The organism is uncultured Eubacterium sp. (assembly GCF_945980375.1).
Classification (GTDB): Bacteria; Bacillota; Clostridia; order Oscillospirales; family Acutalibacteraceae; genus Eubacterium_R.
The window spans coordinates 40,301-54,395 of the sequence record NZ_CAMFQO010000001.1 but is presented as its reverse complement, the minus strand read 5'-3'; the positions used below and the strand labels follow the sequence as shown (position 1 = coordinate 54,395).

Sequence of the window (14,095 nt, the reverse complement as noted above, 5' to 3'; positions counted from 1 at the left end):
ATAAATATGAATTAATTAAATGTTAAAAATTTTAACTTTTTGTTTACTCAAAATACAAATTGTGAACAAAATCGTTTGTTATTATAACTACAAACATAATTGAAAGGAGAAAGATTATGGCAAACAAAATTCTTGTGGTAGATGACGATTTGAATATATGTGAGCTCTTAAAGCTTTATCTTGAAAACGAAGGCTATATGGTGTTCACGGCAAATGACGGACAGGAGGCTGTTGATACCTTCCAAAACAAAACTCCGGATTTGGTGCTTCTTGATATAATGCTTCCCAAAAAGGACGGATGGCAGGTATGCAGAGAAATCAGGAAGATTTCTTCTGCTCCAATCATTATGCTTACTGCAAAGGGCGAAACCTTTGATAAGGTTCTCGGCCTTGAGCTCGGTGCCGACGACTATGTAGTAAAGCCGTTTGACGCCAAGGAGGTTATGGCGAGAGTAAAGGCTGTCTTGCGCAGAACAAACGGCGAGGGCGAAAGCACCGAAAACGAAAAGAAAACCGTAATTTACGACAACCTTGAAATTAATATTACAAATTACGAAATGAAGGTTAAGGGTGTTGCAGTTGACACTCCGCCTAAAGAGCTTGAGCTTATTTATCACTTTGCTTCAAACCCTAACAGAGTTTATACAAGAGATCAGCTTCTTGACGAGGTATGGGGCTTTGATTATTACGGTGATTCACGTACGGTTGATGTTCATGTTAAAAGACTTCGTGAAAAGCTTGAGGGCGTATCTGACAAATGGTGCTTAAAGACCGTATGGGGCGTAGGCTACAAATTTGAAACAAAGGATTAATAAACTGCTATGGCATTAAAAAAAGGAAAAAGGCAAAACCTTTTTACAAAATATTATTTGCTTTTTGTTGCGGTTTTTTCCATAACCCTTATTGTTATGGGCTCGGTGCTTATAACGATAGTAAATGCCTATTCGCTTAGCGAAAAGACAGACCTTTTGAGCGAAAATGTAAAAACTCTTGCAAAGACAATATCGCAAAATATGATTGTCAATAATATGAACAGCCAGTATTCGTCTGACAAAGAGGCAATATGCGAAAATTTGTCTATGGTGTCAGGCTGTATTGATGCGGATGTTTTTGTTTGCGATGCCGGTGGCAGCGTAATTATGTGCAAGGATCAAATAGGCTTAAAGGGCTTTGTTACGGGCAATATGGTGTGCAACAATCACAAACATTTTGTAATCGGTGACAAGCAGCTTCAGCGAGTGTACGAGGGGGCTTCTGTCAGTAAGGCTATAATAAACGGCGAGTCGTATTATGTTGTAGGTACAGCAATAAAATCATCGTTTGATGCTTACAGTTTATCCGATAATAACAAAATTATAGGCTCGGTTTTTGCCGTAACACCGACAGGCACACAGGGTGTTGTTTCGCTTGTAATCAGGTCATTCCTTATTATCAGCGTGCTGTGCCTTGCCGTTGCAAGCATACTTATTTGGAGCCTTACAAAGCGTATGGTAACACCGCTTCAGCAAATGAGTGCCGCAGCAAAGCGCTTTGCTATGGGTGATTTTTCATACAGAGTAAACGTTAACACCAATGATGAGCTTGCCGATTTGGGATATGCCTTTAACGATATGGCAGACGCACTTGACAAGCTTGAAAGCTCAAGGCGTTCGTTCGTTGCCAATGTTTCGCACGAGCTTAAAACTCCAATGACATCTATTGCAGGCTTTATTGACGGAATACTTGACGGCACTATTCCCAAGGACAAGGAAGAATATTATTTGAAGATTGTGTCTGACGAGGTTAGGCGTCTGTCCCGTCTTGTAGTAGCAATGCTTAATATGAGCAAGATTGAGTCGGGCGATTTCCAAATGAAACCAAAGTCTTACAATCTTTCTGACCAAATTATACATATTCTTTTGACCTTTGAGCAAAAAATAGAAAAGAAGAATATTGAAATCAGAGGTCTTGAGGATTTAGAGCCTCACCACATTGTTGCCGACACCGATATGATATATCAGGTTATATACAACCTGTTTGATAATGCGGTTAAGTTTACAAACGATAACGGATATATTCAAATTAACGTTTCGGACATTGGCGACAGTATTCAGGTTAGTATAAAGAACAGCGGTGACGGCATCGATGCGTCAGAGCTTTCAAGAGTGTTTGAAAGGTTTTATAAGGTGGACAAATCGCGTTCGCTTGATGCAAAGGGTGCAGGTCTTGGCTTATATATTGTAAAAACTATGGTTGAAATGCACGGTGGCAGAATTTTTGCAAGGTCTGACAGTAAGTCGGAGGCAGAATTTGTGTTCACCCTGCCTAAATCAAATTAAAGGAGATTTGTTATGGACGAATATAATAACAATCAAAATGTAAATAGCTCGGGCAGCTCGCCTAACGGGGAGTATCATTATGCTCCGCCGAGGCAAACACCGCCTCAGCAAAATCCGCAAAATGTTTACGGTCAACAGCAAAATCAGCAGTATTACAGACCTACCAACAATAAAAGCACAGGCACATATTACACACCGCCTATGTATCAGCAACCGGTAAATCCTATGCCAAAGCCACCCAAAAAGCCAAAAAACAAATCGCTTAAGGTGGTTATCGTAGTTGCTATTGTTGTTGTGGTTGTATCTATTTTCGGAATGGCGGCAGCTATCGGCGGAAATATTGACAGCAACAGCAAGGACAATTCTTCGCAAAGCTCTCAGGAATCCACCGATAAGGGCGATGCAGTTATCAGCGATAAGGGCAATGATGTTGCAACCGAGGACGAAAACGGAAATCTTACTGTTGCAGGTGTTGTTAAAAAGTCGATTGATTCCTGCGTTTTGATTTCTGTATATTCCAATCAAACAGCTTATGATTATTTTTACAGCTTCGGCTCAGGTCAGGACTCAAATTCATCGGAGCCTGTCCTTTCGGGCGAGGGCTCAGGCGTTATAATGAGCGAGAGCAACGGCACAACATACATTATGACTGCTGCTCACGTTATCGCAGACGCTTCAGAGTTTAAGGTTACAACAAATGATGGCAAAACCTATGATGCAAAAATGGTTGGCTACGACAGTCAAACCGATATAGGCGTTCTTTCAATCAGTGCGACGGGACTCAAGGTTGCAGAGTTTGCCGACAGTAGCAGTATTGTTGTTGGCGAGCAGGTTGTTGTTATCGGATGTCCGGGCGGCAGTAAGTTTATGAATAGCGTAACAACCGGTATTGTGTCTGCCCTTGACCGTCCTGTTTCATCATCAATCGGATATAACAACGAGTGTATCCAAACCGATGCCGCAATCAATCCCGGTAATTCAGGCGGTGCGTTGTTTAATATGAAGGGTCAGGTAATCGGCATTAATTCATCAAAGATTGCTTCAACCGATTATGAGGGCATGGGCTTTTCCGTACCGAGCAACACAGCCGTAAAGACTGCTAACAGCCTTAAAAAGAACGGCTATGTTGAGGGCAGAGCGAAGCTTGGCATAAAGTACAACAACATTACAAATGCATCAAACGCATCTGCAATTCTTGCAGCATTGGAGCAGGAGGGCTATAAGGATGCACAGGGTGCAATGATTATCGGCGAGATTGATGAAGACTCGGATTTGAAAAACAAGGATGTCCGTGAGTATGATATGATTGTTGCCGTTAACGGTAAAACAATGACATCAACAGATGTTCTTACAAATGTTTTGAGCAAATCATCACCCGGTGATACAATTACCCTTACAATCGCAAGAATAGAAAACAACAGAATTAAAACCTTTGATGTTAAGTGCAAGCTTATCGAAAGCAAGGGTTAAAAATTCTAATATAGCAAAGCAAAACACCTTGGACTTTTTTAATCCAAGGTGTTTTTGTTTCAGTTACTGATAATTTACGTTATCTGTTTTTGTTATGTCGTAGATTGAATCAAGCTGTGAATTGTCGTCAAGGGCACTGAATGTGTCACCCTCATAATCTGCCTCGCCCTCGTAATCTGCAAGATAGTTTTGCTTCATCGTAAGGATTTTGTCGCCCTCACCCTTGTAATTCTTCAGGATTAATTCAGGGGTGGAGTCGTTATCCAAATCCTTAACTAAATATGCCATATCCTTTTTGACATCATCGGGCAGATTGTTTATTGCCCATTGCACTGTCCAATAATACTGACGGTGAACATTGTCGCTGTAAAGCGATTTTCTTTCTGCCACACCGTAGTTTACCGGTACGGATTTTTTGAATGCCATATAGTCGTACTGAGGACGCCATTGGTCACCTGTGGTAACGTTTGCATTAAAGCTTTCCTCATCGGCCTCTACGTCAAAGTAGGTGATGCCTCTTAGCTCCTTTTCCTCCTTATATACTGCGTCCCAAAATGCGTGGTGCTTAATTGTCTTTACATTTTTAGGTATGTACATATAGTTGAGCGCCCTTGTATAATACAGACAGTCGGAGCCGATATATTCAAGGCTTTGAGGTAGTGATGAATAGATGGTTTTCATACTGTCAATTGCCTTGTATGTTGTGTCTGTAATAGGAGTATCGGTTGTGTAGGTAAAAATGTTTGTGAGCACAGTATTCTTAAATACTGCCATATTGTCCATTTTTGTTACACCCTCAGGAATGTACAGGTCAACAATATTGCTGTATGCAAATGCAAGCTCGTTTATTTTTGTAACGGTAGACGGAATAACATATGTTCGGCATGTTCTGTTGTAGGTTTGATAGAACTGCTCGTCGTATAGCTTGTTTGTGCCCCAAATCCTTTCAACAAGATTGTTGCCCTTTTCGTCAACATGCTTGCCGTTCTCGTCGGTAACCTTTGATATAAATTTGCGGTTGCCGTTTTTGTCAACCTCCTCGGTAGCATATCCGTTTTCAATCATCAACTGTAAATCGTGGTAATTAGGATAGAATACCGCCTCGGTAACATCCTTGTTGTACACAACACCGTCAATGTCGCAGTAGTACGGATTTTCGTCATCTATCCAAACATTGCGCACATACCAGCAGCTGTAAATTGCCTTGCTGTCTATGTACTTAACATCCTTGCCAAAAGTAATGTTGTGCAGGGTTTCATCACCGTTAAAGGCGTATTCGTGAATAGATGTAATAGGCTTTGACAAATCCTTTTCGCCTGTTTTAAGGTCTACAACATAGTCGATTGTAAGGTCGGTGATGCTGCCGGTGTTTGAAAATCTTACAAGCTCATATGTGCCGTCGGGCAGCTCCTTGTATTTGTACAAATCGCTGTGCACAGCCTTAACGGAAAAGAACATTGCCGCAAATATCGCAATCAAAAGAACAATGACAAACACAGTCTTTTTTATCCTTGCATTTTCGTACGGCTTGTTTATGTGGGGCTTTTGCAGCCCTTCAATTTGATAATCCCAAATTTGATCGTCGGGAATATCAAGTGTGTAATCCTGTGCTGTTGCCTGATTTTCCAATGCCTCTTGTGCAAGGAAGTCGTCATTTTGCTTTTGCTTTTTCTTTTTGCTCATGATACAACCTCCTCCAATTCCTTTTCTTCCTCAACGGCATCGGCTTTTATTCCGTGCTCCTCGTTGTATGCCTTGCGGGTTACCTCTTCACGCTTGCGCAAAACCTCCATAACCTTGCTTTGCTTGTCGTCTGTGTAATCCCAAAAGATGAACGGTATCGTCATCAACAGGTATCCTATAATGTCAATGATGATAGGAACAACGATAATTTTTGTTCTTGATGAATCAATGAACAGTACATCCCAGTTTGTGTTAAATCCAAATTTAAGCAAAAGCAGAGGAATTATAAGGCCTACAAAAGATGTTATAGGTCCGGTAAACCAACCGAATACGCCTGCAAAGCTTTCAAGCCTTTCGCCCGACAGGTACATTTGGTAGTCGTTAACACGGATGTCCATATCGTGATTTATGGATTTCGGCACTGTTTGGAACATCTCTGTGATAAACAGCATAATAACCGACAGCGTACCGCAAAGGATAAGGTTTTCTCCGCAGAACAGGTAACAGCAAACAATAACGCTGTAGCATACAGCACGCGACAGCTGATAGAATATCATAACCTGCTTGTATGAAAACCTCTTTATAAAGTACGGGGTGAACAAATCCGGCGGAGTTCCTGCAAAGCTTACCAACGCAACTATAAGGCTGTAAGTCAGACCGGTTAATCTAAAGGTATACAGGTACAGTATTGTAGTAAACGCAAGCATACCGTTGCCAAGCGAGTCAAGAAGACCGACAATTGTTTGAATCCACCTGTATTTGTTCCTCAAAACGCCGAACATACCGTCCCAGAAGTTTATTTTAACCTTCTTTTCAAGAGGCGGTTGCGGTATTCTTTCTTTTATCTTGCCTGCAAATACCATTGTCAGCACGGCAAAAACGGTAAATGTAACAGGGATTATCCATTTGAACACGGCAATGTCTGCCCAGTCGTTAGGGCATTTGTCGATGATTGCAGGGAGGATAATTGCCAATATTGATTGGAAAAGGTGAGATAGCTTGATAGGATACGACCTAACAAAGATTCGCTCACGCATATTTGGGCTGATGTTTTGAGTACAGGTTTCAAGGTTGTTGTTAAATGTAAACAGATTGTATATAGAGAACAAAAGATTTGCAACCCAAACCCTTGTTGAAATATCGGTGATTGTTGAATAGAACGGAAGCCAGCCGATGAGCCATACCATAATTGTTTTTGGTATTACATCGCAATAAAGGCTGTACTTGTATCTGCCGAATTTAGGAACAAGCTTTTTGCGCCAAAAGATGTTACGCGCTCCTGCCCAGCCGTTCCACAAAATATGTGTACCGAATATCTTTATTGCCGAAGCGGCGGTAATTCCTTCAAGTCCGTTGAGGTAGGCAACCACCTTGTTTGTCTCCGGTAAAAATGCAGAAAAATCGCCAAAGATTAATCCAAGCCCGGCGACAGTTAAAAACAGATACAGTATGTTAAAATTTCGCTCCGTTTTCTTTGGCAAAAAGCCAAGATTGTCATTGATTACCCATCCGATAAGCACCCAAATGTAATTGAGCGGCATATTGATGAGCGTAATGATAGCATAGGTCAAATAAGGCAGCTTGTAATGATACATCATCAAATAGCAGCCTGCGGCAAAGCTTATGTACTCCAATGTTTTGTTACCGGCATAGTTTGCACCTACACCGAACAAGATGTCCAAATATTCCCTGTACGGAACATATTTGCCCTTGGCAGGAGTTTTCCAATGGGTTTTTATTTCGGTAAATAACCCCTTTACCTTAGAACCGTTGTTAGACATTTTTTCCCTCCTAAAATTGTCTCTATTTAATAATAACATATATAGCGGTGAAACTTAACAAAAACCTAACGAAAATATTACCAAACTTTTACCCTTAATTTCTGCATTTTTAACAAACAAAAAAACGGCATTTTGTCATCAAAATACCGTTTAATGATTAATATTTAGGGCTATAAAACCTTCGAAAGAAAATCAACAAGCCTTTGATCCTTTGGATGATTAAAGATTTCGTCAGGGGTGCCCTGCTCCAAAATTCTGCCCTCGTCCATAAAGATTACCCTTGATGCAACCTCCTTTGCAAAGCCCATTTCGTGAGTAACAATAACCATTGTCATTCCGTCGTTTGCAAGCTGCTGCATAACCTGTAAAACCTCACCGACCATTTCGGGATCAAGAGCCGATGTAGGCTCGTCAAAAAGCATAACCTCCGGCTCCATACAAAGAGCACGAACAATTGCAACCCTTTGCTTTTGACCGCCTGACAGCTGGCTTGGATAAGAGTCTGCTCTGTCCTTAAGACCAACTGCGTCAAGAAGCTCGAGTGCCTTTTGCTCTGCCTCCTGCGGAGTTTTTTTGAGGAGCTTTATCGGTGCAATAGTCATATTGCGAAGAATTGTCATATTAGGGAAAAGGTTAAAGTGCTGGAATACCATACCCATTTTCTGCCTGTGACGATTGATGTTGAGCTTTGGATTTGTTAAATCCTCGCCGTCAAAAATGATATGACCTTCGGTAGGTATCTCCAAAAGGTTAAGGCTTCGAAGCATTGTTGATTTACCGGAGCCTGACGGACCGATAATAACAACAACCTCGCCCTTGTCTATTTCAAGGTCAACTCCGTCAAGAGCCTTAACCGCACCACCAAGGTAGTGCTTTTTTACACCGTTTACGGTAATCAAAGCATTATCGCTCATTTTTACGAAGCCTCCTTTCAAGTATACCCACAAGCTTTGTTAGAAGCATTACGATTACAAGATAAATTAATGCAACCGTCAAAAGAGGCATATAATAGGAATATGTTGATGCCGAAATGCTTGAGCCTGCTTTTGTTAAATCCGTAACGGCAACATATCCGGCAACCGATGTTTCCTTAAGCAATGCGATAAACTCATTAAGCAGGGTAGGCAATACAGCCTTGAACATCTGCGGAAGAATTATGTAGCGCATTGTTTGGATGTAGTTAAATCCTATTGAACGGCCTGCCTCAAACTGTCCCTCATCAATGGACATAATTCCGCCTCTGAATATTTCTGCAACATAAGCACCGCTGTTGATACCAAATGCAAAGATAGCAACCGCAACACCGTTTGATGAAGATGCAAAAATAATAAAGTATGTTATAAGAAGCTGAACAACAACAGGTGTTCCCCTGATTATTGTCAGGTAGATTTTGCAAATGCCGTTTAGCAGCTTCATAATGTGGTAGCTGATACCGCCACGAAGCTTAAGGGTTTCCTCATTTTTGTCGTACGAGGAGCGGATTGCCGCAATAACAACACCGATAACAATACCGATAAGGGCTGAAACCAATGTGATTTTCAGGGTGTTGCCCAATCCCTCCAGCATATATTTCCATCTGTCCTTTTGTATAAAGTTGAGGTCAAATTGACTTTTGAAGTTTTCAATAAAGGCAGGGGCCTTCATCAAAAATGTATCATAAATATTTAACATATCTGTATCTCCAAAATTAAAGGCGAACCCTGAGTTCGCCCTTAAAGTTTAGCTGCTGCTTAATTACTCAGCAGAAATGTACTTGTCAACAATAGTCTTTACTGTACCGTTGTCGATAAGCTTCTTAAGTGCATCATTAACCTTTGTCTGAAGCTCTGTGTTATCCTTTGCAAAGCAGATAGCATAGTCCTCTTCAGCGTATGATGTTTCAAGAATTGTAAGACCTGTGTTTGCTGCAACAAATGCCTTTGCCGGCTCGTTGTCGATGATTACACAGTCAACCTTGCCTGCGATAAGAGCCTGAACTGCGTCTGCACCCTTGTCGTACTGTGCTACAGCCTCTGCACCGAAATCGTCTGATGCATAAATATCACCTGTTGTACCAAGCTGAACACCAATCTTTGTCTCTGATGAAAGGTCGTCAACAGACTTGATGTCGCTGCCTTCCTTAACGATGATTGACTGAATACCTGTTGCGTATGAGTTAGAGAATGATACGCTCTGCTCTCTTTCAGGAGTAACAGTCATACCTGCCATACCCATATCGTACTTGCCGCTTTGTACACCCGGGATGATAGCGTCAAACTTTGTGTCGACGATTTCAAGCTTCATTCCAAGCTCGTCTGCGATAGCCTGTGCAATCTCTGCGTCAATACCTACAACCTTGTCGCCCTCTTTGTATTCGTAAGGAGGGAATTCTGCGTTTGTAGCCATTGTCAATGTAGCCTGCTGTGTGTCATTACCTGTTTCGTCTGTTTTTGTCTCGCTTGAGCATGCAACAAAGCTAATGCAAATCATTACTGCCGCAAGGAGAACCGCTAAAAATTTTTTCATAATAATTTCTCCTTTATTTTTATACATTTTTAGTGTATTCACAATAGCACAACGCAAATGCTTTTGCAATAGTTATACTTTAATTGCATATTTATACAATTTTGATACACATATTATTCATTAATATTCAAATGATATTTATGCAAATTTCACAAATTCGGCATTTTATCAAATTAACACTTTACAACACTAAAGAAATAAAGTATAATGAAGCCATCACAAAAAATAAAAATATGAGGTAGAAGTTATGAAAACAATTAAAAAAGTTCTCGCAGTCGTTTTGGCTGTACTCACTGTATGCTTTAGCTTTGCCGCATGCTCAGGCAACGGCGGTGACAAGCGGTCGCATCCCGATTCCGAAAAGATTCTTCAATCAGGTAAGCTTGTAGTAGGTATTACAGATTTTGCTCCTATGGATTACAAGGACGAAAACGGTAATTGGATTGGCTTTGATGCAGACCTTGCAAATATTGTTGCCGAAAAGCTTGGCGTTAAGGCAGAGTTTGTAGAAATCGATTGGGACAACAAGTTCCTTGAGCTTCAAACAGGCTCCATTGATTGCATCTGGAACGGTATGACAATTACAGACGAGGTAAAGAACAATTCATCTGTAACAAATGCTTATGCAATGAATCAGCAAATCGTTGTTACAAAGGCAGAGCTTGCAGGTAAGCTCAAGACAGTGGATGACCTTAAGGACCTTACATTTGCAGTAGAAAACGGCTCTGCAGGTCAAGGTGCGGCAGAGGATAACGGCTTAAACGCAACAGCTGTTAACGCACAGTCAGATGCACTTTTGGAGGTTGCTTCAGGCTCAACAGACGCTTGCATTATCGACTCAACAATGGCTGCCGCAATGACAGGCGAGGGCACGGATTATGCAGACCTTGCAGCATCTGTTGTACTTGTTGACGAGCAGTATGGTATCAGCTTCCGCAAGGAAAGTGATATGACCGATATTGTTAATTCTTGCCTTGAAGAGCTCAAGGCAGACGGCACAATGCAAAAGCTTGCCGAAAAGTACAATGTACAGCTTGCATAATTTTGCATAATAACTAAACTAAATTATTGCTCAGGCAGTCGCTGATTTCGGCGGCTGCCTTGTAGTGTGTTTAAGGTTCTTGTTAGGAGAATATTTTTTATGTTTTGGACAGTTACACTTGAATTACTTAAAGGCTTTGCGGAAACACTCAAGATTTTTGCATTAACCCTTGTGTTTTCATTACCGTTGGGGCTTGTGCTCAGCTTTTTCTCTATGTCAAAGTTTAAGCCGTTAAAGCTTATAACAAAGGTGTTTATATGGATTATCAGAGGAACGCCACTTATGCTTCAGCTGATTATCGTATATTTCGGCCCGGGATTAATATTTAATTGGGATTTGATGGAACGGTTTAACGCGGTTATAGTTGCCTTTGTAATCAACTATTCCTGCTATTTTTGCGAGATTTATCGCGGAGGTATCGAGTCCATACCAAAGGGACAGAAGGAGGCAGGCTTGGTGCTTGGTATGAGCAAAAGCCAAATCTTCTTTAAGGTTACTCTTCTTCAGGTTATCAAAAGAATTGTTCCTCCTATGAGCAATGAAATCATTACATTGGTTAAGGATACATCGCTTGCAAGAATTATTGCGGTGTACGAGATAATCTTTATGGGACAAAGCTTTATCAAATCGGCAGGCCTTATATGGCCGTTGTTCTACACTGCCGTATTCTATCTTGCCTTTTGCGGAATACTTACTCTCGTTTTCCATTGGGCAGAGAAAAAGATGAGCTATTTTGAGGCGTAAGGAGGGATTGCTTTGGCTTTGTTAGAGGTAAAGGGAATAAAAAAATCCTTTGGAAAAACAGAGGTTCTCAAGGGTATTGATTTCGAGCTTGAAAAAGGCGAGGTACTCTCTGTAATCGGCTCGTCGGGCTCGGGCAAAACAACACTTTTGCGTTGCATAAACTTTTTGGAATTTGCCGACAATGGTATAATTTCGGTAAACGGCGAAGTGATATATGACGGTGAAAAGGACAAAAAAATCAAGGATAAGGCGCTAAGGCAAAAGCGTATGCATTTTGGACTTGTCTTTCAGGATTTCAATCTTTTTCCGCAGTACAGCGTGCTTAAAAATCTTACGCTTGCCCCTTCATTGATGAATCTTGCAGGCAAAGAGGCGCTTGAAAAACAGGCAAGAGAGATTGTTGCAAGAGTAGGGTTGTCGGATAAAATAGATTACTACCCGTGTCAGCTTTCGGGCGGACAGAAGCAGAGGGTTGCTATTGCAAGAGCGCTTATGCTCAATCCGGACATTTTGTGCTTTGATGAGCCTACATCGGCTCTCGATCCTGAGCTTACCGGCGAGGTGCTGCGAGTTATCAAAAACCTAAAGGATGAGGGCAGCACCATGATTGTTGTTACTCACGAAATGGAATTTGCAAAAAATGTATCGGACAGGATAATGTTTATGGCGGACGGTGTTGTTGAGGAAATCGGCACACCGCAGCAGATTTACGATAATCCTAAAAGCGAAAAAACAAAGGCATTCCTTGCAAGCTCGCTTGAAAAGTTCTAACTTGAAAAGAAATTACAGCTATGATAATATAGTAGCAGATTTGATCTGTTACTATATTTTTATTATGAGGTTACCATATGAATTACAGGCTTAGTTTTACATACAAGGCAGACAATCAAAAAAAGACCGTTGACTGCCAAAATGATGATGTGGCATTTGATTTACAGCAAAATGCAAATGGGCTAAAGCTAACGGTTATTCCCAAGAAAGCCATAAGCGACATTTCCTTTTATTTGGAAAGAGCATACGATTTCTCGGGTGATAAGAGGTTTTTTGCCAACGGATTTCAGTCGTGGACGGACACCAAGGAATTTGCCAAAGGCGAAATGATGGCCGACGAGGGATTGATAGGAAGGGGCATTTTCGGAAAAAGTCCATTTGGTATTAATCTTGTCGGCGACTACACCTTTGTTGATCAGCCAAAGGAATACGGCGTTTTCCACTCAATATCTTTTGCATACGTACGCGACGGAAAAAGTATTGACCTTTTCGGCTCGCTCAATGACAGAACGGGATATACAATTATTTACGCCGATATGAATAAAAATACATTGAGATATTCAAAGGATGTTGAGGGTATTACTATCAACGAGCCTTATGAGCTCCTTGATTTGTATTTTGACAATGGCGAGTATGACGCTGTTTTTGACAGATATTTTGATGCAATGAACATAAAGCCTTTAACCGACAGAAAAATCAAAGGCTACACATCGTGGTACAATTATTATCAAAATATCAGTGAGGATATTATTCTTCGTGACCTTGAGGCTATCGGTAAAAGGTCGGATTTGGTAAACACCTTTCAGATTGATGACGGATACCAAACGGCTGTGGGTGATTGGCTTTCAATAGACAAGAAAAAATTTCCAAACGGTATGAAGCCTGTCGCCGACAAAATCCACGAAAAAGGGCTTAAGGCAGGCATATGGCTTGCTCCGTTCGGTGCTCAAAGAGGATCAAAAATTGCCGAAGAGCATCCCGATTGGCTTGTTAAAAATAAAAAAGGTAAGCCCGTTATCGTCGGTGCAAATTGGGGTGGCTTTTATCCGCTTGATATAGATAATCAGCAGGCAAGGGATTATATCAAGGGCGTGTTTGATGTTGTACTTAATCAATGGGGCTTTGATTTGGTAAAGCTTGATTTTCTTTATGCAACTGCGGTAGTTCCAATGCACAATAAAACAAGGGGACAGCTTGCGTATGAGTCAATAGATTTTTTGCGTGAGTGCGTGGGTGATAAGCAAATTTTAGGCTGCGGCGTTCAGCAAATGCCGTGCTTCGGCAAGGTGGAATATATGCGTATCGGTGCAGATATGTCACTCGGCTGGAAGCATAGCTTAATCAGAAAAAATATGCACAGAGAGGACGTTTCCACACCAAACGCAATACACAACAGTGTGTATCGCAGATGCCTTAACAAAAGAGCTTTTTTGTGTGACCCCGATGTGTTTTTGCTCAGAAAAACCAATATTCATTTTACCCCACAGCAGCAAAGAGTGCTTGCAAAGTTTATTAAGCTTTTCGGTGAGGTACTGTTTGTCAGTGATAATGTTGATGATTATGACGATGAACAGCTCGCAATATTTAACGACACCTTGACCGATGACGCTCACATTGTTGCAATAAATGAAACTAATGACAAGCTGTTTATTGATTATGTTCAAAACGGCGAGGCGCATACACTCGGCTTCTGTGTTACCGACGGCTCAATTTACAGCGAATAAAAAGAAAAAAGTCCGGCATTTGCTGGACTTTTTATATTTATAATGCTATAATAAGTA

Annotated in this window: 12 protein-coding genes; 7 read left to right on the top strand and 5 right to left on the bottom strand. The window is 41.1% G+C overall.

From position 1 onward, the window contains the following. The first annotated feature begins 116 nt into the window (after positions 1–116). Genes Q0P34_RS00270 through Q0P34_RS00260 form a run of 3 tightly spaced genes read left to right on the top strand, consistent with a single transcriptional unit; the run spans position 117 to position 3,788 of the window. Positions 117–812: a response regulator transcription factor gene (locus Q0P34_RS00270; RefSeq protein WP_294951334.1), complete on the top strand. Its 696-nt coding sequence runs from the start codon at positions 117–119 to the stop codon at positions 810–812. 9 nt (positions 813–821) lie between these two features. Further along, entirely contained in the window at positions 822–2,318 is a 1,497-nt protein-coding gene (locus Q0P34_RS00265) for a HAMP domain-containing sensor histidine kinase (RefSeq protein WP_294951332.1), read from the top strand. A 12-nt stretch (positions 2,319–2,330) separates the two neighbouring features. Continuing rightward, the gene (locus Q0P34_RS00260) at positions 2,331–3,788 is read left to right on the top strand and encodes a trypsin-like peptidase domain-containing protein (RefSeq protein WP_294951331.1); all 1,458 of its coding nucleotides are present in this window, start codon (positions 2,331–2,333) and stop codon (positions 3,786–3,788) included. 63 nt (positions 3,789–3,851) lie between these two features. On the opposite strand, the gene Q0P34_RS00255 is transcribed toward Q0P34_RS00260, so the two are convergent. The 5 genes from Q0P34_RS00255 to Q0P34_RS00235 form a co-directional block, all read right to left on the bottom strand. Next, positions 3,852–5,471 (bottom strand): leucine-rich repeat domain-containing protein, encoded by a 1,620-nt coding sequence (locus Q0P34_RS00255; RefSeq protein ID WP_294951329.1) that lies wholly within the window; start codon positions 5,469–5,471, stop codon positions 3,852–3,854. Continuing rightward, a complete protein-coding gene (locus Q0P34_RS00250; RefSeq protein ID WP_294951327.1) occupies positions 5,468–7,252 on the bottom strand; it encodes an MFS transporter in 1,785 nt (594 codons plus the stop codon). Before Q0P34_RS00250 ends, Q0P34_RS00255 begins: the two co-directional genes overlap by 4 nt. 170 nt (positions 7,253–7,422) lie before the next feature. Then, positions 7,423–8,166 (bottom strand): amino acid ABC transporter ATP-binding protein, encoded by a 744-nt coding sequence (locus Q0P34_RS00245; RefSeq protein WP_294951326.1) that lies wholly within the window; start codon positions 8,164–8,166, stop codon positions 7,423–7,425. Beyond that, on the bottom strand, positions 8,156–8,896 hold the full coding sequence (locus tag Q0P34_RS00240) for an amino acid ABC transporter permease (protein WP_294951571.1): 741 nt from the start codon (positions 8,894–8,896) through the stop codon (positions 8,156–8,158). Before Q0P34_RS00240 ends, Q0P34_RS00245 begins: the two co-directional genes overlap by 11 nt. A 90-nt stretch (positions 8,897–8,986) precedes the next feature. Next, entirely contained in the window at positions 8,987–9,757 is a 771-nt protein-coding gene (locus Q0P34_RS00235) for a basic amino acid ABC transporter substrate-binding protein (protein ID WP_294951324.1), read from the bottom strand. A gap of 247 nt (positions 9,758–10,004) precedes the next feature. Here Q0P34_RS00235 and Q0P34_RS00230 point away from each other — a divergent pair, with 247 nt between their 5' ends. The 4 genes from Q0P34_RS00230 (at position 10,005) to Q0P34_RS00215 (ending at position 14,038) form a co-directional block, all read left to right on the top strand. Then, on the top strand, positions 10,005–10,799 hold the full coding sequence (locus Q0P34_RS00230) for a transporter substrate-binding domain-containing protein (protein WP_294951322.1): 795 nt from the start codon (positions 10,005–10,007) through the stop codon (positions 10,797–10,799). 99 nt (positions 10,800–10,898) lie between these two features. Continuing rightward, complete coding sequence (locus tag Q0P34_RS00225; RefSeq protein ID WP_294951320.1) at positions 10,899–11,543, top strand: amino acid ABC transporter permease; 645 nt, start codon at positions 10,899–10,901, stop codon at positions 11,541–11,543. Between the two features lie 12 nt (positions 11,544–11,555). Beyond that, complete coding sequence (locus Q0P34_RS00220; protein WP_294951318.1) at positions 11,556–12,314, top strand: amino acid ABC transporter ATP-binding protein; 759 nt, start codon at positions 11,556–11,558, stop codon at positions 12,312–12,314. Positions 12,315–12,391: 77 nt separating this feature from the next. Further along, positions 12,392–14,038, top strand: coding sequence for a glycoside hydrolase family 36 protein (locus Q0P34_RS00215; RefSeq protein WP_294951316.1), 1,647 nt, complete (start codon positions 12,392–12,394; stop codon positions 14,036–14,038). Positions 14,039–14,095 lie beyond the last annotated feature (57 nt).

Coding starts and splice junctions, on each gene's coding strand:
- Q0P34_RS00245 (WP_294951326.1), bottom strand. CDS start 8,166: ATGAGCGATAATGCTTTGATTACCGTAAACGGTGTAAAAAAGCACTAC.
- Q0P34_RS00215 (WP_294951316.1), top strand. CDS start 12,392: ATGAATTACAGGCTTAGTTTTACATACAAGGCAGACAATCAAAAAAAG.
- Q0P34_RS00225 (WP_294951320.1), top strand. CDS start 10,899: ATGTTTTGGACAGTTACACTTGAATTACTTAAAGGCTTTGCGGAAACA.
- Q0P34_RS00235 (WP_294951324.1), bottom strand. CDS start 9,757: ATGAAAAAATTTTTAGCGGTTCTCCTTGCGGCAGTAATGATTTGCATT.
- Q0P34_RS00240 (WP_294951571.1), bottom strand. CDS start 8,896: ATGAAGGCCCCTGCCTTTATTGAAAACTTCAAAAGTCAATTTGACCTC.
- Q0P34_RS00255 (WP_294951329.1), bottom strand. CDS start 5,471: ATGAGCAAAAAGAAAAAGCAAAAGCAAAATGACGACTTCCTTGCACAA.
- Q0P34_RS00260 (WP_294951331.1), top strand. CDS start 2,331: ATGGACGAATATAATAACAATCAAAATGTAAATAGCTCGGGCAGCTCG.
- Q0P34_RS00265 (WP_294951332.1), top strand. CDS start 822: ATGGCATTAAAAAAAGGAAAAAGGCAAAACCTTTTTACAAAATATTAT.
- Q0P34_RS00270 (WP_294951334.1), top strand. CDS start 117: ATGGCAAACAAAATTCTTGTGGTAGATGACGATTTGAATATATGTGAG.
- Q0P34_RS00250 (WP_294951327.1), bottom strand. CDS start 7,252: ATGTCTAACAACGGTTCTAAGGTAAAGGGGTTATTTACCGAAATAAAA.
- Q0P34_RS00230 (WP_294951322.1), top strand. CDS start 10,005: ATGAAAACAATTAAAAAAGTTCTCGCAGTCGTTTTGGCTGTACTCACT.